The 18,176-nt window shown below is 68.1% G+C and carries 16 protein-coding genes and 3 tRNA genes; 6 read left to right on the top strand and 13 right to left on the bottom strand.

What is annotated here, in order from left to right:
• Positions 1 to 71 precede the first annotated feature (71 nt).
• The 11 genes from RM25_RS02500 to RM25_RS02450 form a co-directional block, all read right to left on the bottom strand.
• A complete protein-coding gene (locus RM25_RS02500) occupies positions 72 to 1,556 on the bottom strand; it encodes a glycosyltransferase family 39 protein (RefSeq protein WP_044636007.1) in 1,485 nt (494 codons plus the stop codon).
• Positions 1,557 to 1,577: 21 nt separating this feature from the next.
• Complete coding sequence (locus RM25_RS02495; protein ID WP_044636006.1) at positions 1,578 to 2,711, bottom strand: UDP-N-acetylmuramate dehydrogenase; 1,134 nt, start codon at positions 2,709 to 2,711, stop codon at positions 1,578 to 1,580.
• 69 nt (positions 2,712 to 2,780) lie between these two features.
• Complete coding sequence (locus RM25_RS02490) at positions 2,781 to 3,212, bottom strand: MaoC/PaaZ C-terminal domain-containing protein (protein ID WP_044636005.1); 432 nt, start codon at positions 3,210 to 3,212, stop codon at positions 2,781 to 2,783.
• On the bottom strand, positions 3,209 to 3,643 hold the full coding sequence (locus tag RM25_RS02485; protein ID WP_044636004.1) for an FAS1-like dehydratase domain-containing protein: 435 nt from the start codon (positions 3,641 to 3,643) through the stop codon (positions 3,209 to 3,211). The genes RM25_RS02490 and RM25_RS02485 overlap by 4 nt, the downstream gene beginning before the upstream one ends.
• 169 nt (positions 3,644 to 3,812) lie before the next feature.
• Entirely contained in the window at positions 3,813 to 3,983 is a 171-nt protein-coding gene (gene rpmG / locus RM25_RS02480) for a 50S ribosomal protein L33 (protein WP_013160464.1), read from the bottom strand.
• A 130-nt stretch (positions 3,984 to 4,113) separates the two neighbouring features.
• Positions 4,114 to 4,186 (bottom strand) — tRNA-Met (locus tag RM25_RS02475).
• A 78-nt stretch (positions 4,187 to 4,264) separates the two neighbouring features.
• Positions 4,265 to 4,337, bottom strand: a tRNA-Thr gene (locus RM25_RS02470).
• A 44-nt stretch (positions 4,338 to 4,381) separates the two neighbouring features.
• A complete protein-coding gene (gene ahpF / locus RM25_RS02465; RefSeq protein ID WP_230845410.1) occupies positions 4,382 to 6,037 on the bottom strand; it encodes an alkyl hydroperoxide reductase subunit F in 1,656 nt (551 codons plus the stop codon).
• Between the two features lie 223 nt (positions 6,038 to 6,260).
• Complete coding sequence (gene ahpC / locus RM25_RS02460) at positions 6,261 to 6,824, bottom strand: alkyl hydroperoxide reductase subunit C (RefSeq protein ID WP_013160462.1); 564 nt, start codon at positions 6,822 to 6,824, stop codon at positions 6,261 to 6,263.
• 330 nt (positions 6,825 to 7,154) lie between these two features.
• Positions 7,155 to 7,237 (bottom strand) — tRNA-Tyr (locus RM25_RS02455).
• A gap of 97 nt (positions 7,238 to 7,334) precedes the next feature.
• A complete protein-coding gene (locus RM25_RS02450) occupies positions 7,335 to 7,808 on the bottom strand; it encodes a hypothetical protein (RefSeq protein ID WP_013160461.1) in 474 nt (157 codons plus the stop codon).
• A gap of 99 nt (positions 7,809 to 7,907) precedes the next feature.
• Here RM25_RS02450 and RM25_RS02445 point away from each other — a divergent pair, with 99 nt between their 5' ends.
• A complete protein-coding gene (locus RM25_RS02445; RefSeq protein ID WP_044636628.1) occupies positions 7,908 to 8,849 on the top strand; it encodes an exodeoxyribonuclease III in 942 nt (313 codons plus the stop codon).
• A 58-nt stretch (positions 8,850 to 8,907) separates the two neighbouring features.
• On the opposite strand, the gene RM25_RS02440 is transcribed toward RM25_RS02445, so the two are convergent.
• Positions 8,908 to 9,294, bottom strand: coding sequence for a hypothetical protein (locus RM25_RS02440; protein ID WP_013160459.1), 387 nt, complete (start codon positions 9,292 to 9,294; stop codon positions 8,908 to 8,910).
• Between the two features lie 166 nt (positions 9,295 to 9,460).
• Positions 9,461 to 11,050: a polyprenol phosphomannose-dependent alpha 1,6 mannosyltransferase MptB gene (gene mptB, locus RM25_RS02435; RefSeq protein WP_013160458.1), complete on the bottom strand. Its 1,590-nt coding sequence runs from the start codon at positions 11,048 to 11,050 to the stop codon at positions 9,461 to 9,463.
• Positions 11,051 to 11,203: 153 nt separating this feature from the next.
• On the opposite strand from mptB, the gene RM25_RS02430 reads away from it, so the two are divergent.
• From RM25_RS02430 to RM25_RS02410, 5 genes are all read left to right on the top strand, one after another.
• Positions 11,204 to 13,111, top strand: coding sequence for a 2-oxoacid:acceptor oxidoreductase subunit alpha (locus RM25_RS02430; protein ID WP_044636003.1), 1,908 nt, complete (start codon positions 11,204 to 11,206; stop codon positions 13,109 to 13,111).
• Positions 13,108 to 14,187: a 2-oxoacid:ferredoxin oxidoreductase subunit beta gene (locus tag RM25_RS02425; RefSeq protein WP_013160456.1), complete on the top strand. Its 1,080-nt coding sequence runs from the start codon at positions 13,108 to 13,110 to the stop codon at positions 14,185 to 14,187. Before RM25_RS02430 ends, RM25_RS02425 begins: the two co-directional genes overlap by 4 nt.
• A 129-nt stretch (positions 14,188 to 14,316) precedes the next feature.
• Complete coding sequence (locus RM25_RS02420; protein WP_044636627.1) at positions 14,317 to 16,290, top strand: M13 family metallopeptidase; 1,974 nt, start codon at positions 14,317 to 14,319, stop codon at positions 16,288 to 16,290.
• An 87-nt stretch (positions 16,291 to 16,377) separates the two neighbouring features.
• Positions 16,378 to 17,583 carry a DUF805 domain-containing protein gene (locus RM25_RS12885; RefSeq protein ID WP_013160454.1) on the top strand — a complete coding sequence of 402 codons (1,206 nt, stop codon included), beginning with the start codon at positions 16,378 to 16,380 and terminating at the stop codon, positions 17,581 to 17,583.
• 72 nt (positions 17,584 to 17,655) lie between these two features.
• Positions 17,656 to 18,111: a DUF805 domain-containing protein gene (locus RM25_RS02410; RefSeq protein ID WP_013160453.1), complete on the top strand. Its 456-nt coding sequence runs from the start codon at positions 17,656 to 17,658 to the stop codon at positions 18,109 to 18,111.
• Positions 18,112 to 18,176 lie beyond the last annotated feature (65 nt).

The following is an 18,176-nucleotide window of genomic DNA, read 5'->3' as shown; positions in this document are numbered from 1 at the left end:
GTGGGGCCGGGCGGCAGGACGGACAGGCAGGGCGCTCCGGGGCCTGGCAGGTGGTCATGCGGCCGTCCGATTCAGCTGGCCGCGCACTCCAGGTGGGTCACGGTGGCCCGGGCATAGGGGTCGGAGTCCTTGATGGTGCAGTGCTGCCAGCCGGGCGCTGGGGCGGCGTCCAGGCTCACCCAGCGCACCGATCCCGTCAGGCCCGCCCCGGTCAGGTTGCCGCCGGCCTGCGCCGCGGACGCGGGGGCACTGGCCCAGGGCTCATGGCCGGCAACGAGGAAGACCCGCGGGGAGGAAGCCGTCAACTGGTCACGGGCCTCCTGCCACAGGCGTTGGTCGCCCATGGCCAGCGCGATGGCCCCGGTGAGGCCGGGGCCGGACTCCTCGTCGACCGCCACGACGTCACCGGGTGTGGTGGTGAGCATCAGGTCGCGGGCCAGCGGCGGGTTTCCGTCGGCATTGCGCCAGCTGGGCTTGACCTGCGAGTAGCTGCGCCAGCCGAAGATGCCCAGGGCAGCGGCCAACAGCAGCACGACCAGCGACTGCATGTTCACCCCGCGCCACTGTCCGGCCGCGCAGCCCAACAGCAGCGCGGCTCCCAGTGTGGTGGCGCCCAGCACCTGGTCGGGAGGCGTTGCCCGCCCCGTCAGGGCCAGCAGCAGGTCAGCGCCGGGCTGGGCGATGACCATCAGGACGGCCAGTCCCAGGCCGGTGTCGAAGAAGGCATTGCCGTGCGTGTTGACGATGGCGATGATGATGATCAGCGCGGCGGCGCCGAGCATCACCCGTCCGGGAAAGCCGCCGGAGGCGTCCAGGAGCAGGCGTCCCACGGCCCGCAGTTGCGCAGAGCCGTCCTGCGGGCCCGGCGCAACCGTGTAGCCCGCATGTCCGTTGGCCCAGATGAGCACCGCGATGGCCGCACCCGCCAGCCAACCGGGCACCAGCTGGCGCCAGCCCTCCCCCGAGGGACGCATGGTTGCCGCATAGAACAGGTGGGCCACGAGCACGGGGGCCAACGTCAGATCGCACACCACCATGGCCGCGAGCAGCAGTCCGTAGACGATGGCCGGCCCCAGGCCAAGGTCCTGGTAGCTCTCGAGGCGGGCCACCAGCAGCCAACTGGCCAACGCGAGCAGGGCCAGCCCGAGCATTTCGCCCCGCGCCGACAGGGCCAGCGTGACGATGGCCGGATTGGCCACCAGGAAGCCACCGGCGACCAGTGCTCCCCCGGTGCCCCACAGCCGACCCGCCGTGGCGGCAAGGGCAAAGACCATCACCGCAGCACAGACCAGCGAGAAGGTACGGGCCGCCGTCAGGGCGTCGGGCCCGGATCCCATCGGGACCAGGCACAGCCAATAGGCGAACCAGGAACGGTCGGCATGGGCGCTCGCCGTCCAGAGTCCGCCGACGCCCAGCTGGGCGTGCAGCAGGCTCGAGGCCTCCTCATGGGTGGCCGGCGAGACGGCACGCTGGCGCCACCACAGCACGACGAACAGGGCCGTGACCAGGGCACTGGTGCCCCACTCGAGGAGCCGGGAGCTTGCACGAGTCGCCACGGCGCGAGCCTACCGGGGCGCCTAGAGGCTGAGTCCCACCAGCACGGGCTCCGGCACCAGGGTGATCCCGAAGGCCTGGTGCACCCCCTCGCGGATCTGACGGGCCAGCGCCACCACGTCGGCGGCAGTGGCCTGCCCACGATTGGTCAGTGCCAGGGTGTGCTTGCCCGACAACGTGGCCGCGCCCTCTCCGAATCCCTTGTGGAACCCGGCATGGTCGATGAGCCAGGCCGCGGAGGTCTTGACCATTCCACCGCCCGCGTCGAAGCGGGGCGCGTCCTCGGGCAGGCCGGCCGCCACCTGGCTGGTGACGATCGGGTTGGTGAAGAACGATCCGGCCGACCAGGTGTCATGGTCGTCCGGATCGATGACCATGCCCTTGCTGCGGCGCAGGGCCAGCACCTCGTCGCGCACCTTCTGCGCCGGCGCATGCTCGCCCACCTCGATGCCGAGGCGATGGGCGAGTTCCGCATAGCGGATGGGCATCGACATATTGCCCAGCAGGAACTGCAGGGTGACCTCGAGCACCACATAGCGTCCGGTCGGCGAACCCGGCAGGCGACTCTGCTTGAAGATCGAATTGCGGTACGAGAACTTGCAGTCCGCATTGGCGAAGGTGCGGTAGCTCTTCTCCTGACGGTCCCAGGTGCGCACCCGGTAGACCAGTTCGCCGACCTCGGCCCCATAGGCCCCGACGTTCTGGATCACCGTGGAGCCGACCATGCCGGGGATCCCGGACAGCGCCTCGACACCGCGCCACTCGCGCGAAATGGCCAGCTGGACGAAGTCATCCCAGTTCTCGCCGGCCGCAATGTTCATCACGGCGCCCCCGCAGCCGGAGATCTCGCCCTCCACGCCGCGCGTGGCGATCTGCAGGACGGTGCCGTCGAAGCCGTCATCGGACACCAGCATGTTGGAACCGCCCGAGAGCACCAGCAGGGGCTCGCCGGCCTCGTCGGCACGCTTCACCTCGTCGAGCACCTCGGCCTCGGTACGGGCCACCACGAAGCGCTTGGCCCTGCCCCCGATATGGAAGCTGGTGTGGTCGGCCAGCACGGGCGAATCGGAGATCTCGCGCTCCGGAAGGATGCCCGATGTGGGGTCGAGCTCGCAGGAATCGAAGAGGTCGTAGTCCTCTTCATCGGCGATACTCATGTGCTGCCTCCTGATGAACGACTGCTGTTGGAATGGGGAGCCGGCGAAATCGCGTGCCCCCGACGTGCCTCACAGGCGGATGTGGGCCCTGGCGTTGCCGAGCACCTTCACCGGCTTGCCCTCGTGGTCGATGCGCACGTCCACCGCCACCGTGGCGACGCCCGCCTCCACCCCGGTGACCGACGCGCTGACCTGCACCTGCACGCCCCGGTCGTCATCGGGCACCTGCACCGGACGGGTGAAGCGCACCTGGTAGTCGAGCACGCGGCGGGGGTCGGCACACCAGTCGGTGATGATGCGCAGGGAGGCCCCCATCGTCCACATGCCGTGGGCAAGGACGCCGGGCAACCCGAGCTCGCGGGCCTTGCGGTCGCTCCAGTGGATGGGATTGAAGTCGGTGGACGCTCCGGCGTAGCGCACGATGCCGCCACGGGTGATCGTGAGCGTCAGGGGTGGCAGGACGTCGCCGGCACGCACCGCTGCCGGGTCGAAGGCGCTCATTCGGCGGCCTCGCGGGTGTTGAGCAGGGTGGACGTCGCGGTGCACAGGTGCTCGCCGTCCACGGTGTCGAGCTTCACCGCGATGGTCACCATGTCGGTGAGGCCACGGTTGTGGACCTTCGTGATGGTCAGGGTGGCCGTCACATCGTCGCCCTCGCGCATCAGCCGCTCGATGTCGAAGCGCTGATCGGCATGCACCGTGCGCTGCAGGGACAGCCCGAGGTCGGGATCATCGAACATCGCACCCCACGCGGAGGCCGCGATCACGGCGGCGAAGGTGGGCGGCGCAGTGAAGGGAGTGTCATCGTCGGCCAGGTAGGCCGGGTTCGGGTCGCCCAGCGACTTCACGAACTCCAGGATCTTGGCGCGACTCACGCGATAGGGCGCGGTTGACGGATAGGTCCGTCCGACATGTTCAGGTCCAATAGGCACGAGTCAAGACTACTGAGGACCGCCGGGGACGGCGCACGACTACTGGGGACCGCCGAGGGCGGCGCACGGCCAGCGAGGACCGCCGCGACCAGGAACCACACCCCCCACGAAATGGATCAGGCCGCCAAGTCAACGACTTGGCGGCCTGATCGGTAGTCCTGAAGCTTGCTCAGCGGGTCTCGCGGTGCAGGGTGTGCCTGCCATCCCTGGGGCAGAACTTGCTCAGCTCAAGGCGATCCGGCGTATTGCGGCGGTTCTTCTTGGTGATGTAGTTCCGCTCCTTGCACACGGTGCAGGCAAGCGTGATCTTGGGACGAACGTCCCCTGCCTTCTTGGCCATTGTCGATCCTTCTCGTCTTGCCGAAATTCCGCCGCATTTGGCGGAGCACGGTCACCCTTCAATACTAGGTCGGGCACCCAATCACCGATCACGGCCACGCGATCCGGGCTTGTCATGCCTCAGCCTTCGGTAGCGGGAGCGGGACTCGAACCCGCGACACAGCGATTATGAGCCGCTTGCTCTACCGCCTGAGCTATCCCGCCCCTGTGAGCGGTCTCCCGTCCACAAACTTGCCGCAACCCGGACTCGATCACGCGGTATGTGATCGAAGGCCGCAACAGAGCCCCCATGCGGAATCGAACCGCAGACCTTCTCCTTACCATGGAGACGCTCTACCGACTGAGCTATAGGGGCCAGCCGACGCGCAACACTACCGGATTTGCGCGCCGGTTCTCAAATCAGCGTGCCATCGCCGCCTGTGGCTCGCCCTTCCGGGCGTCCTGCGAGCCCGTCGTGGACGCCACATCGGAGCCCTTCGGAGCCGCCGTGGACTGCTCGCGGATCAAGGATTCCCAGGCCGACAGCCCGGCGATCGCACCGGCACCCTCAGCCACGATGATCTGCTTGAAGGGAACGTCGGTGCAGTCACCGGCCGCGAAGACGCGCGGCACATTGGTGGCACCCCGATCGTCGATGACGATCTGGCCATGCGCGTCGAGCTTCACGGCGCCCTTCAACCAATCGGTGTTGGGCATGAGCCCGATCTGCACGAAGACGCCGTCCAGGGCGAGCTCACGGTGCTCGCCGGTGGCCCTGTCGTCGTAGTGCAGGCCGGTGACCTGTGATCCGTCGCCCACCACCTCGGTGACCGCCGAATTGGTGAGCACGGTGATGTTGGTGGTCTGGTCGACGCGGTCAAGGAGCACCTCGTCGGCCTTGCAAGCGGGCATGAACTCGACCACGGTGACGTGGCGGGCAACGCCGGCCAGGTCGAGGGCGGCCTCAATGCCCGAGTTCCCGCCGCCGATGACGGCGACGTCCTTGCCCTTGAACAGCGGACCGTCGCAGTGCGGGCAGTAGGTGACGCCCTTGTTGCGGTACTCCTGCTCGCCGGGGACCCCCATCTGGCGCCAGTGCGCGCCCGTGGCGAGCACCACCGCATCGGCGGACAACCGCGCGTCGCCCTCCAGACGCACCCCCACCAGATCGTCGCCGTCCGTGGCGGGGAGCAGCTCGGCGGCCCGCACCCCGTCGATCATGTCGATCTCGTACTGCGAGGCGTGGGTGCGCAGGTCGGAGGCCAGCTTCGGGCCCTCGGTGTGCGGCACCGAGATCACGTTCTCGATGGACAACGTGTCATTGACCTGGCCACCGAAGCGATCGCCGATCAGGGCGGTGCGGATGCCCTTGCGGGCCAGGTAGATCGCCGAGGCGACACCGGCCGGGCCCTGGCCCACCACGAGCACCTGGTAGGGCTTGCGGGACGACAGCTCAGCGGCCATGGAGGCGCCGGCGTCGGAATCCATGCCCGACAGGATCTGCGCGGCCTCCATGCGTCCCTGGCCGAAGAGCTCGCCGTTGAGGTACATCGTGGGCGTGGCCTTGATCTTCTCTGCCTCCACCTCATCACGGAACAGCGAGCCATCGACGACCGTGTTGGTGATCAGCGGGTTGAGCACGGCCATCGCATTGATGGCCTGCACCACGGTGGGGCAGTTCTGGCAGGTCAGCGAAATGTAGGTGACGAAGTTCTTCGGGGTGGTGATCGCCCTGGCACCCGCCACCACCTTCTCGTCGAGCTTCACCGGGTTGCCACCCACCTGCAGCAGCGCCAGCACGAACGAGTTGAACTCGTGGCCGGTGGGCAGGGCGGCGAAGGTGATCGAGATGTCGGAGCCCGGACGGGTGATCGAGAAGGCCGGGCGGCGGTCGTGGGCGGCGTCGTCACGGCGCACGGTGATGTTCGCTGACAGTGCGGCGACCTGCTCGAGCATGTCGGAGATCTGCGCCGATTCGGGGCGGTCGTCGAGGCTCATCACCAGCTCGACCGGGTGGGTGACCCGGTCCATGAGCTGGTTGAGCTGGGAGATGAGGGCTGCGTCAAGAACTGCCATGTCGTCCTTTGGGTTGAATGCGATGAATGGTCCGGGGAGACGCATTCGACGAGGGACCCGCCCGATGGGGACAGAAACCCACGAGTGGCGGGCCCGGCAGGAATGAGGGCGTGCCGCACCGGATCTTCTGGTGCGGCACGCCCGCGTCATTCACTGTGGTCGAGACGCCGAATGCGTCAGGGCGCTCACGAGCGCCGCGGTGACTTGCGATGTGGTGATCGACTCAGATCTGGCCGACGAGGTCGAGGCTGGGGGTCAGCGTGTCGCCGGTCTCATCCCAGTGTGCGGGGCAGACCTGATCGGGGTGCTGGCGTACATACTGCGCGGCGCGCACCTTGCGCACCAGTTCGCTGGCGTCGCGGCCGACACCGTCGGCGCTGACCTCCACGAGCTGGATCACCCCATCGGGATCGATGAGGAAGGTGCCGCGATCAGCCAGGCCCTGGCCCTCGCGCAGCACCTGGAAGTTGGTGGCGAGCTGACCGCTCGGATCGCCGAGCATGACGTACTGCACCTTCTTGACTTCCTCGGACTCCTTGTGCCATGCGGCATGGACGAAGTGGGTGTCGGTCGAGGCCGAGTAGATCTCCACGCCCATCTTCTGGAACTGGTCGTAGTGGTCCGCAAGGTCACCGAGCTCGGTGGGACAGACGAACGAGAAGTCGGCCGGGTAGAAGAAGATCACCGACCACTTGCCCTTGAGGTCCTCGTCGGTTACGTCGACGAACTCCCCCTGATGGAACGCGCTGGCCTTGAACGGCAGAATCTGGGTGCCCACGAGCGACACTTTCACTTACCTCCTGTAGTCGGCATTCCGACTTGGTTCGATGGTTGCTTCCACCAAGTACAAGTGGGCTCCATCAGCCGATATTCCCGGGGTCTCATCAGTTGGGAAGATCGGAAGGTTCTGTCCCGGCACGTGGGAAACGGGTCGCCGTGGGGCGTCGGATGATGCTGCGGAGGGGTTCCCGGTGTGACCTGTGGGCCATCGGCACGTCGTCATCGGCACGCAGGACCGGCGCTGGGAATGGTGGGGACGACGGGCCCCCGGAAAGCGAAGAAGCCCTGCACCCATCCGGTGTAAGGCTTCTTCAACTCGGGGCGCCCGCCCCGAGAGTGGCAGGTGAAGGATTCGAACCTTCGAAGGACTACGCCGACGGTTTTACAGACCGCTCCCATTGGCCGCTCGGGCAACCTGCCATGCGTCGCAGAACACTACCAGTGATCGCCGAGCACGTAAAAATCACGGCTCGGTGGGGGCCCGGGGCCAGTGGGGAACACGACCCCCTCGGGCACCTCAGCGGACGGGTCGGCGAGCGTCCTTGCGGGTGGTCAGCGGACGCGGCGGCATGAAGGTGAACGCGCAGGCGACGACGGTGACCAACAGGCTGATCGCCGCCCAACTCCAGCTGTAGGCCTGGTCGGCCAGGCCCTGCATCTGGGTGCTGGAAATGCCGATCAGCCCGTAGACGACCTGCACGCCGGCATCGGCCAGGAACAGCAGGGCCCCGACGCGCGAGGTGCCCCGATCGCGCACCACGGCCACGAACGCGCACAACACCGCGACGAGGCCCACGACGACGCACGCCAGCCCGAGCAGCAGCAGGCTGGCCTCGGCGGCATCGGCATTGGACCGGTGGACGGCCCGCACCACGACGGGCCCGACGATCAGCGCCACCACGACGAGCACGGCCAGTGTGGCCGCCAACTTCGATGCCCAGGTGCGGCGCACCGGTCCGTCGGCATGGAAGACCTGCGGTTCACGAGCCATGCCCCCAGTGTGGCGCAGCACTCTGGGCGCAACCTTTGACCGACCACGTCCGGGTCGTCGCCGCGGGTGGCCGGCCGCCCGACGGTTAGGGTGGTCGGCGTGCTTCGACTGGCCACCTACAACGTCAATGGCATCCGTGCCGCCCAACGCAGGGGCTTCGCGGGCTGGAAGCAACGCTGCCTGCCCGACGTCGCCTGCCTGCAGGAGGTGCGCTGCCCCTATGAGGCGCTCCCGATGGAGGCCTTCGCCGGCTTCCACGTGGCCTATGACGCCGGTGAGCTGAAGGGCCGCAACGGCGTGGCGGTGCTGAGCCGCACGCCCTTCGACGCCGTGCGGGTGTGGAGCGACCAGGCGATGTTCATCTCGCCTGCAGGAGACGCGCGGATGGCCGGGGCCGACGAGCTGTCGGTGCCGGACTATCCGCTGGCCCGCCCGCTGCGCTCGTTCAACCATGAGGGACGCTATGTGGAGGTCGACCTGGCCGACCAGCCGCTGACGGTGGCCTGCGTCTATGTGCCGAAGGGCGATTCGCTGTTGGCGCCGGGCATCCGCAGTCGCGATCCGCTGACCGACGAACAACTGGCCGGCGTGCAGCGGCGCTATGACCGCAAGATGGCCTTCCTGGCCGGCTTCTCGCGTCACCTCACCCGGGCGCGCCGCGCCGCCCATGCCGCCGGACGCGAGTTCCTCGTGGTGGGCGACTTCAACATCGCGCACACCCGGCTGGACGTGAAGAACTGGCGCCCGGCACAGAAGGCGTCCGGGTTCCTGCCGGAGGAGCGGGCCTGGTTGAGCGAACAACTCTCGCCGCGCACGCTCGTGGACGTGGTGCGCGCCGCCCACCCCGATCAGGACGGCCCCTATTCATGGTGGAGCTGGATGGGGCAGGCCTTCGCCCGCGATACCGGTTGGCGCATCGACTACCACCTGGCGAGCCCACAGCTGGCCCGCAGGAGTGCCCGCGCCTTCGTGGATCGCGACCACGGCGCCGACGAACGCGTCAGCGACCACGCCGCCGTGGTCGTGGACTACGACCTCTGAGTGCGTCCCATGGCGATCCGGTGCCGCTGGGCGGGCCGCTGATTGAACGGGCCCGGGGTCACGTTCGCCGAACCGTCCGGAAGCCCTTGAGGCTCCACAGCAGCGTCACCACGCAGGCGAGGAACACCAGGGTTGTCAGGAACCGCGCCGTGGTGGGGTAGTTCGGGGACACAATGATCTGGGCCACCGTGCAGAAGGCGAAGAACCGGACGAGGGTCACTGCCCAGCCCCGACGTTGCAGGATTCCTATCAGCAGTGCCAGGTAGATGAGCGTCTGGCCGATGAACCCCACGAGCTCCCGGGCAGATATCCCGTCGCGGACAAGACCCACGGCGCTCCAGCCGACGCCAATCACACCCAGGGTCGTCGTGATGAGCACGGCGAGCCTCTCACGGTTGGTGAACGTCAACGTCGTGGAAGTCGCTGCTTGCTGAAGGTTGGCCACGATGCCTCCCTGGTCGACACGGTGCTGTTGAGTGACACGGGTTGGTTGACCCAGCCCTGCCGGCTGACATGTCGAGATTAACCATTGGCGCGTCCCGCCGGGGAGCCCGGGAACAATAGCGATGAAATCCGCCTGCTCGGGGTCCTGCCCCCCGATCGGACGGCTCTCAGGAGGTTGCGGGGAGCTCCAGGTGCGTGGCATGGCCCGGATGGCGGGTCACCCTGACCGACGCCTGGTGGATCCACGTCATGAACACCGAGGCGGCGACCGCGGCGACGCCGATGGCCACGCCGTCATTGCGCCAGGCCATGTCGACGGCGTCGTAGCACAGCAGCGCCAGGTTCACCCAGATGGCCACGGCCACCAGGCGTCGACGCGGCTGGGCCAGGGGCAGCGTCAGGCCGCCCCACAGCATGTACCAACTGTGCAGCGCGGGGCTGGCGATGGCCACCACGAGGTAGCCCCAGGAGATGAAGGTGGCGGGCCGCTTGCGGGCGATCGTCACGGCCCCCAGCGCGAGCACCACGGCGCCGACGGCCAGGAAGACGGTCTGGGTGATACTGATGCCCAACTTGGCCGTGGGATCGGCACCGAACAGGTTCATCACCCACTGCACGCCATTGCCGACGATGCTCGCCGGCGCCGGGGAGCCCACGCTGCCGGGCACGCTGACGGCGTTGTACCACCCGAAGTCGAGCCCGGTGGCGATGCTGATCCCGGCGAAGACCGCAATGGACACCGCGAAGCTGGTGAGCACCCGGGTGACGGTGATGGCGGTCTCCCCCACCTTGAGGCTGCCCCAGCGCCGTGCCAGCATCGGCACCACATAGGCGGCCAGGAAGGCGGGCTGCTTGATCGTCGCCCCCACGCCGATGATCGCTGCGCCGGCCAGCCACCACCAGCCCCCGGCAGCCCACGACCGCGACGAATACCGTCGTCCGCCGGGAATGGTGGCCAGCCACAGGCCGAAGACCACCAGTCCCATCATGAGCGAGTCATTGTGGGCCCCGCCCACGAAGTCGATGATCAACAGCGGGTTGAGCACACCGAACCATGCGGTGAAGGCCGGGTCGCAGCCCACCCGGCGCGCCAACCGCGGCAGGAAGATGCCGATCAGCACCACCCCGAGCAGCGCGGGTACGCGTTGGGCCACCGCCGACCAATAGGGGTCGAAGCCGCACACGTGCAGCAGCAGGTGCGAGATCTGCATGGCCAGGGGCCCGTAGGGACTCGGCGTGTCACGCCACACCCAGGCGACCTGGTCGGCGAAGCCGCCGGGCAGCACGCCCGGCCCCGAGTAATAGGGACTGATCCCGTTGTGCACCAGCCAGCCCTGCGCAGCATAGGAATAGGCGTCATGGCTGAAGATCGGCGGGGCCGCCAGGAAGGGCAGGCTCCACCAGGCCAGCACCGCCCAGTGCTTGAGCGTCAGATATGCCGCCGGGCCCGTTGCGTCGCCGGGCGCACCGCCCCTCGCCCCGGGCCGCAACCGGTACCAGGCACTCATGATCAGCAGCAGACCGGCCATCGTCGCAGCGGTGCCGATCAGCTTCGAGGGCAATCCCTCCGCCCGACGCGCGGACAACCACGTCCACCACGGCGAACTGCGCGGCAGATAGGCGGGGCTCAGGGCGCCGATGGCGATCAGCAGGGTGCCGTACAGGCCACGGCGCACCACCCGCACGCGCAGGGCGTCGGCAAGATCACGCCAGCAGTTTGCCAACCAGGCAACTGCGCGGGACCCCTCGACGACCATGCTCACAGCGTATCGGTCAACCCTGTCGGGCCCGGTTTTCGACATTAGTGTGGAGGGCGGCCCCGATGAGGGGACCAGCCGGCCAATGGTCCGACCCGGCCGGGCACCATCGCGGACACCACGATGGACCTACCAGCCGGGATCCGACACCGAATGCGTCAAGGAGCAGATGTGAACCCGGGGCAGCAGACACCACAGCGCCAGCGACTCAATCGGGTGGTGATTCGTTTCGCCGGCGACTCGGGTGATGGCATGCAGCTCACCGGCGACCGGTTCGGCGCCGAATCAGCAGAACACGGCAACGACATCGCCACCCTGCCCGACTATCCCGCCGAGATCCGGGCTCCCCAGGGCACGATCGCCGGCGTCAGCAGCTTCCAGATCCAATTCGCCGACGAGGACATCGTGACCCCCGGCGAGCACGTCGACGTGCTGGTGGCCATGAACCCCGCGGCGCTGCGGGCGAACCTGGCCGATGTGGTGCGCGGCGGGCTGGTGATCGTCGACAAGCACTCGTTCGCCAAGCGGGCCCTCGAGAAGGCCGGTTACCAGGCCGATCCGCTCACCGACGGCTCCCTGGAGGGCTACCAGCTGGTCGAGGTGGACATCACCACGCTGACCGCCACCGCCGTGTCGGCCTTCGAGACCAGCCGGCGCGGTGCCGCCCGCAGCCGCAATATGTTCGCCCTCGGATTGGTCAGCTGGCTGTACGGACGTCCCACCGAGGACACCGTGCACTGGCTGGGCGAGACCTTCGCCTCACGTCCCAGCGTGCGCGACGCCAATATCGCCGCGCTGCGTGCCGGCGAGAACTATGGCGAGAACACCGAGCAGTTCGCGGTGCGCTACGAGGTGCCGCCGGCGCCGGTGCCGGCCGGGCGCTACCGCCGCATCACCGGCAACCTGGCCACCGCCTACGGGCTCATGGTCGGCGCCGCCCGGGCCGGGATGACGCTGTTCGTCGGCTCGTATCCGATCACGCCGGCCTCCGACATCCTGCACGAGCTGTCGAAGCGCAAGGCATTCGGCGTGATCACCGTGCAGGCCGAGGACGAGATCGCCGGCATCGGTGCCGCACTGGGCGCCTCCCTTGGCGGAGCACTGGGCGTCACCACCACCTCCGGCCCCGGCTTCGCGCTGAAGCAGGAGATGATCAACCTGGCGGTGATGACCGAGCTGCCGCTGGTGATCGTCGACGTGCAGCGCTCCGGCCCGTCCACCGGCATGCCCACCAAGACCGAGCAGGGAGACCTGCTCCAGGCGTTGTGGGGACGCAACGGGGAATCACCCCTGCCGGTGTTCGCCCCCAGTTCCCCGTCCGACTGCTTCCAAGTGACCGTGGACGCCTGCCGCGCCGCGGTGGAGAACCGCACCCCGGTGGTGCTGCTCACCGATGCCTTCCTGGCCAACGGCGCCGAGCCCTGGCAGGTGCCCGACCTTTCGCAGATCGCACCGATCGACCCGCACTTCGCCACCGGACCCAACGGCTTCGACGAGAAGGGCAAGCCCACCTTCCTGCCCTACAAGCGCGACCCGCAGACCCTCGCCCGCGACTGGGCGCTGCCCGGCACCGTGGGCGCCGAACACCGCCTCGGCGGCCTGGAGAAGTCGGTTGAGGCGGGCACGGTGAGCTACGACCCGGCCAACCACGAGCAGATGGTGCACACCCGCGCCGAGCGCGTCGCACGCATCCCGGTGCCCGACGCGCTGGTCGACGACCCCGAAGGCGAGGCCGACCTGCTGGTGGTGGGTTGGGGCTCCTCGTGGGGCCCGATCACCGCCGCCGTGCGCGACCTGCGCGCTGCCGGACGCCACGTCGCCCAGGTGCAGTTGCGCACGCTGAACCCGTTGCCGGCCAACCTCGACCAGGTGCTGCACCGCTATCGCCGCGTCATCGCCCCCGAGGTGAACCTCGGCCAGCTGGCGCTGGTGCTGCGTGCCAAGTACCTGGTGGACGTGCGCACCTTCAGCAAGGTGCGCGGACAACCCCTACCGGTGGGTGAGCTGACGCAATACCTGGCCGGACATCTGGACGAGATCGAACAGGAGGCCCGTCGATGAGCATCGACGCGACACAGGCAGACGAGCAGGCCAATGGCCTGCTCGGGGTTCCGCTGGCGACCACGCCACTGAACCGCAAGGACTTCGTCACCGAGGAGCCCCGCTGGTGCCCCGGCTGCGGGGACTATTCGATCCTGTCGGCCTTCCAGCAGGTGTTGCCCGAGCTGGGGATCGCCCGCGAGAACACGATGGTGGTCTCGGGCATCGGCTGCTCGTCGCGGCTGCCCTATTACCTGAACAGCTATGGCATCCACTCGATCCATGGCCGGGCCACGACGCTGGCCACGGGCCTGGCGGTCACCCGTCCCGACCTGGCGGTGTTCGTGGTGACCGGCGACGGCGACGCCCTGTCCATCGGCGGAAACCACCTGCTGCATGCGCTGCGGCGCAATGTGAACATCACCATCCTGCTGTTCAACAACCGCATCTACGGCCTGACCAAGGGCCAGTACTCCCCCACCTCCGCCGTGGGCCAGGTCACGAAGTCGAGCCCGATGGGCGCGCCGGATCGTCCCGTGAACCCGGTGTCCTATGCGCTCGGCTCGGAGGCCACCTTCGTGGCGCGCTCACTGGATTCCGACCGCGAGCACCTGGTGTCGACCATTGCAGCCGCCGCCCACCATCGCGGTGCGAGCCTGGTGGAGATCTACCAGAACTGCCCCGTGTTCAACGACGGTGCCTTCGAGGCGCTGAAGGGCCCCGGGGCCGACGAGGCAGTGATCCCGCTGGTGGCCGGCGAGCAGATCCGCTTCGGCACCGACCGCGAGCTGTGCGTGGTGCCCGACGCCAACGGCGGGGTGCGCATCGCGAAGGTCTCCGAGGTCAAGGAGGCCGACATCGTGGTGCACGATCCCACCAATCCCGATCCCACCCGGGCGTTCGCGCTGAGTCGGCTCACCGATTCCGGGGTCATGCACCGGGCTCCGATGGGGATCTTCCGCGACATCTCGCTGCCCAGTTATGACGACCAGGTGCGCACCCAGATCACGCAGGCCACCCATGGCGAGGCCAACCCCTCGTCGGATCCGGCGCTGCAGAACCTGATCAACGGCACCGATACCTGGTTGGTCGAATAGGTCCGGGCCTGCCCGGGGGACGGGGCACCAACCCCACCCACCATCGTCGCGAGCCATCGTCGCAAGTGACCGCGGCGGGGGCTTCGCTGATCGCGAGACCGGCCGATTCCGCCGGGACGATGGTGGGTGATGGGTAGCCTTGGGCAGGTGAGCACTCCTGCATTCCATTTCGAGGATTTCGACAAGTCCGTCGCCCCCACCACCGACCTGTTCCGCCATGTCAATGGCACCTGGCTGAAGAACGCGGTGATCCCCGACGACCGCAGCAACTGGGGTGCGTTCGCCATCCTGCGCGAGAACTCCGAAAAGGCGGTGCACGAGATCGTCGAGGGCCTTGAGGCCGGCGATGATCCCACCACCGAACAGGCGAAGATCGCGAACCTGTACGCCTCGTTCATGGACGAGGAGACCATCGAGGCGCTCGGCGTCTCGCCCCTGGCACCGATCCTGGCGCGCGTCGACGCGATCGCCAGCGTCGCCGACCTGGCGTCGTTCTGGGGCTGGAGCGTGCGCCACGGCATCAACCCGCTCGCTGACTTCGACAACGATTCCGACCCGGGCAATCCGAACCGCTATCTCATGTTCGTGGGCCAGGCCGGCATCGGGCTGCCCGACGAGGAGTACTACCGCCTGCCCGACCACGAGGACCTGCGGGCGCTGTACCTGGCGCACATCCGCAAGAGCTTCGACCTCGCCGGCGTGGCCGACGCCGACGGCCAGGCGACGATGGCCTTCGAGCTGGAGAAGCAGATCGCGGCCTGCCACTGGGACAAGGTGCGCACCCGCGACATGACCCAGATGTACTTCCCGCAGACCTGGGACGACTTCACCGCCGCCACCCCCACCCTGGAATGGGATTCCTTCCTGGCCGGCGCGGAACTCCCGCGCGAGGCCGTCAGCGAGGTGGTCAACGCACAGCGCACCTTCCTGGGCGACGTCGCCAAGCTCGTGATCCCCGAGAACCTCGACCGCTGGCGGGCCTGGGCGCGCTGGCAGGTGGTCAGTGGCCTGTCGCCCTATCTGAATCGCGACCTGAGCGCGCAGAGCTTCGAGTTCTATTCGAAGGGGCTGCGGGGCGTCCCCAAGCAGCGTGCCCGCTGGAAGCGCGGCGTCTCGGTGACCGAGGGCGTGCTGGGTGAGGCCATCGGCAAGCGCTATGTGGCCAAGCACTTCCCGCCGGAGACCAAGGCTGCGGCCGATCGGCTCGTGCGCAACCTGCTGGAGGCCTATCGGGCGTCGATCAGCACCCTGGACTGGATGACCGAGGCCACCCGCGCCGAGGCGCTGGACAAGCTGTCGAAGTTCCGCACCAAGATCGGGTATCCCGACAAGTGGCGCGACTACTCGGCGCTGGAGATCGCCCCCGATGACCTGCTCGGCAATGTGCTGCGGGCCGCTTCCTTCGAATTCGACCACACCATCGAGCAGCTCTCCGGGCCCGTGGATCGCGACGAGTGGTTCATGTATCCCCAGACGGTGAACGCCTACTACCATCCGCTGCGCAACGAGATCGTCTTCCCGGCCGCGATCCTGCAGCCCCCGTTCTTCAACGTGGATGCCGACGATGCGGTGAACTACGGCGGCATCGGCGGGGTGATCGGCCACGAGATCGGCCATGGCTTCGACGACCAGGGCTCCACCTGCGACGGTGACGGACGACTGCGCAACTGGTGGACCGACGACGACCGCAAGGCCTTCGAGGACCGCACGCATGCGCTCATCGCCCAGTACAACGAGCTGGCGCCCTCGGTGTGCCCCGAGGTACATGTCAATGGCGAGCTGACGATCGGGGAGAACATCGGCGACCTGGGCGGCCTGTCCATCGCCTATCAGGCCTGGTTGCTCTCGTTGGGTGGCGTCGAGCCGGCGCCCCAGGACGGCTATACGGCCGCCCAGCGCCTCTTCCTGGGCTGGGCCCAGGTGTGGCAGGACACCACCAGGCCCGAGCAGATGCGCCAATCGCTGGCCGTTGACCCGCACTCCCCCGACGAGATCCGCTGCAACCAGGTGGTGCGCAATATCTCGGCCTTCCACGAGGCCTTCGGCACCAAGCCGGGAGATCCCATGTGGCTGGAGCCGAGTGACCGCGTGCAGATTTGGTAGCCTGACGCGCACCCCTCAGGACCCGTGGGCGGCACCCCGCCGTGGGACTGCGTCGTCCGCGCACATTCCGACTATGAGGAGCACCACATGAGTTTCGGTGAAGCCGTCAGCACATGCCTGCGCAAGTTCGCTGATCCGAATGGACGTGCCAGTCGGGCAGAGTTCTGGTATTTCTACCTGGCCCTGCTCCTGGGCAATGTGGGCGCCTTCCTGCTCGCGACGCTCGTCTCCATCGTGGTGCCGCCGGTGGGCGGAGGACTGTTCCTGCTCATCCTCGTGGCCAATGTGGTGAGCCTCATTCCGCTGCTGTGCGTGCAGGCCCGCCGCTTCCATGACCAGGACCTGTCGGGGGCGCTGGTGCTGCTCAACCTGTTCTTCCTGGTGATTCCGCTGGTCTTCATGTGCCTGGAGGGCACGCGCGGCCCCAACCGCCACGGCCCCGATCCACGATGGGGCGATGACGCGGGTTACGGGCCGGCGCTGTACGGCCCGGGGCAGGGCGGCTATGCACTGCCCGCCCCGGACGTCTCCTACGGACAGCCCGGATACGGCCCGCAGCCCGGTTACGGCCAACCGGACGCCCCGGGCTTCGGCCAGCAGGCCTATGGCCAGGGCTACGAGCAATCGACCTGGGGCCGGGCCGACTACGCCCAGCCGGGCTACGGCCACCAGCAGGCGGCCCCTGCCTGGCGTCCGGACGCCTCAGTGCCGCCGTCACCGGCCTTCGGCCAGCAGGGCGCCCAGCCCGATCCTGATGCGCGCAGCTACTACCCCGATGGTTCGCGCGATGTACCCGGCGAACCCTCCGCGGCACCGGCCGGCGGGCCCGATCCCGCACCCCACCAGTCCAGCCCGTTCCCCCCGGCGAGTTCTTACCCGACCGGCGGGAACGGCTACCCCGCCAGCCCCGTGCGCCCCGGCACCCAGGTGGGACCCCAGGCCCAGCCGACCCAGGAGCCCGCCGGTTCCCGCGACGCGTTCATGCCCGGCCCGCAGGACGCCGAGCCGACGCTGCTGGACACCGGTGCCCACCACGACGCACGCAATGGCGCCGAGGACGACACGGTTCGGCTGGAGAACCCGGCGGCGTCCGAACAGACCGTGGTGCTGGGCGACACGGCAGCGTCCGAAAGCACCGTCGTGCTGGGCGACACGACGCCCGTGCCGACCACTGACCCCGACCAGTTCTGGGCATCACCGGGCGCCGACAGCGCCACCCGTCCCCCGAAGAACGCCACCCCACCCCCATCCGGGGACGACTCGCAGGAGCCCCCCGCCGTCACCGGGCGGTGACCGCACCTCTACCGTTGTAGGCCAACGAACTGTCCTTCCCGACGAATTCATCCGCGAGGAACAGGAGAGGCCATGAGTCCCCTCGAAGCGATCAAGAGCTGCTTCCGCAACTATGTGAACCCCAACGGACGATCCGGACGCGCCGAGTTCTGGTGGTTCCTGTTCTTCATCCTGGTGGTCGACTCCGTGTTGGGCCTGCTGGCGGTGCTCACCGGAGACCACACGACGCTGGCCGATGACGGCTGGTTCTACGCGTATATGTCACACAACGTCTGGTTCAACGCGCTGGGCTGGGTGTTCTCACTGGCGATGTTGCTGCCGTTCATCATGGTGCAGATCCGCCGCTTCCACGATCAGGACCGCAGCGGCTGGTGGTTGTTGCTGCACTTCATTCCCGGCTTCGGGAACTTCATCGTGCTGGTGTTCATGGCGATCGGGGGCACCTTCGGCCCCAACCGCTACGGGCCCGGACGCTATGACCCGCGGGCGGCCTTCGACCCCGACACACCGTTGACGCCGACCCGCTGAACGGCGCCGGACCAGGATAGGGCCGGACCCGGATACGGCAGACCCGGATACGACAGGACCCGGAT

Origin of the sequence: Propionibacterium freudenreichii subsp. freudenreichii, from assembly GCF_000940845.1 — a bacterium.
Classification (GTDB): Bacteria; Actinomycetota; Actinomycetes; order Propionibacteriales; family Propionibacteriaceae; genus Propionibacterium; species Propionibacterium freudenreichii.
The sequence above is the reverse complement of the archived record's forward strand: the minus strand, read 5'-3'. Positions and strand labels throughout refer to the sequence as shown.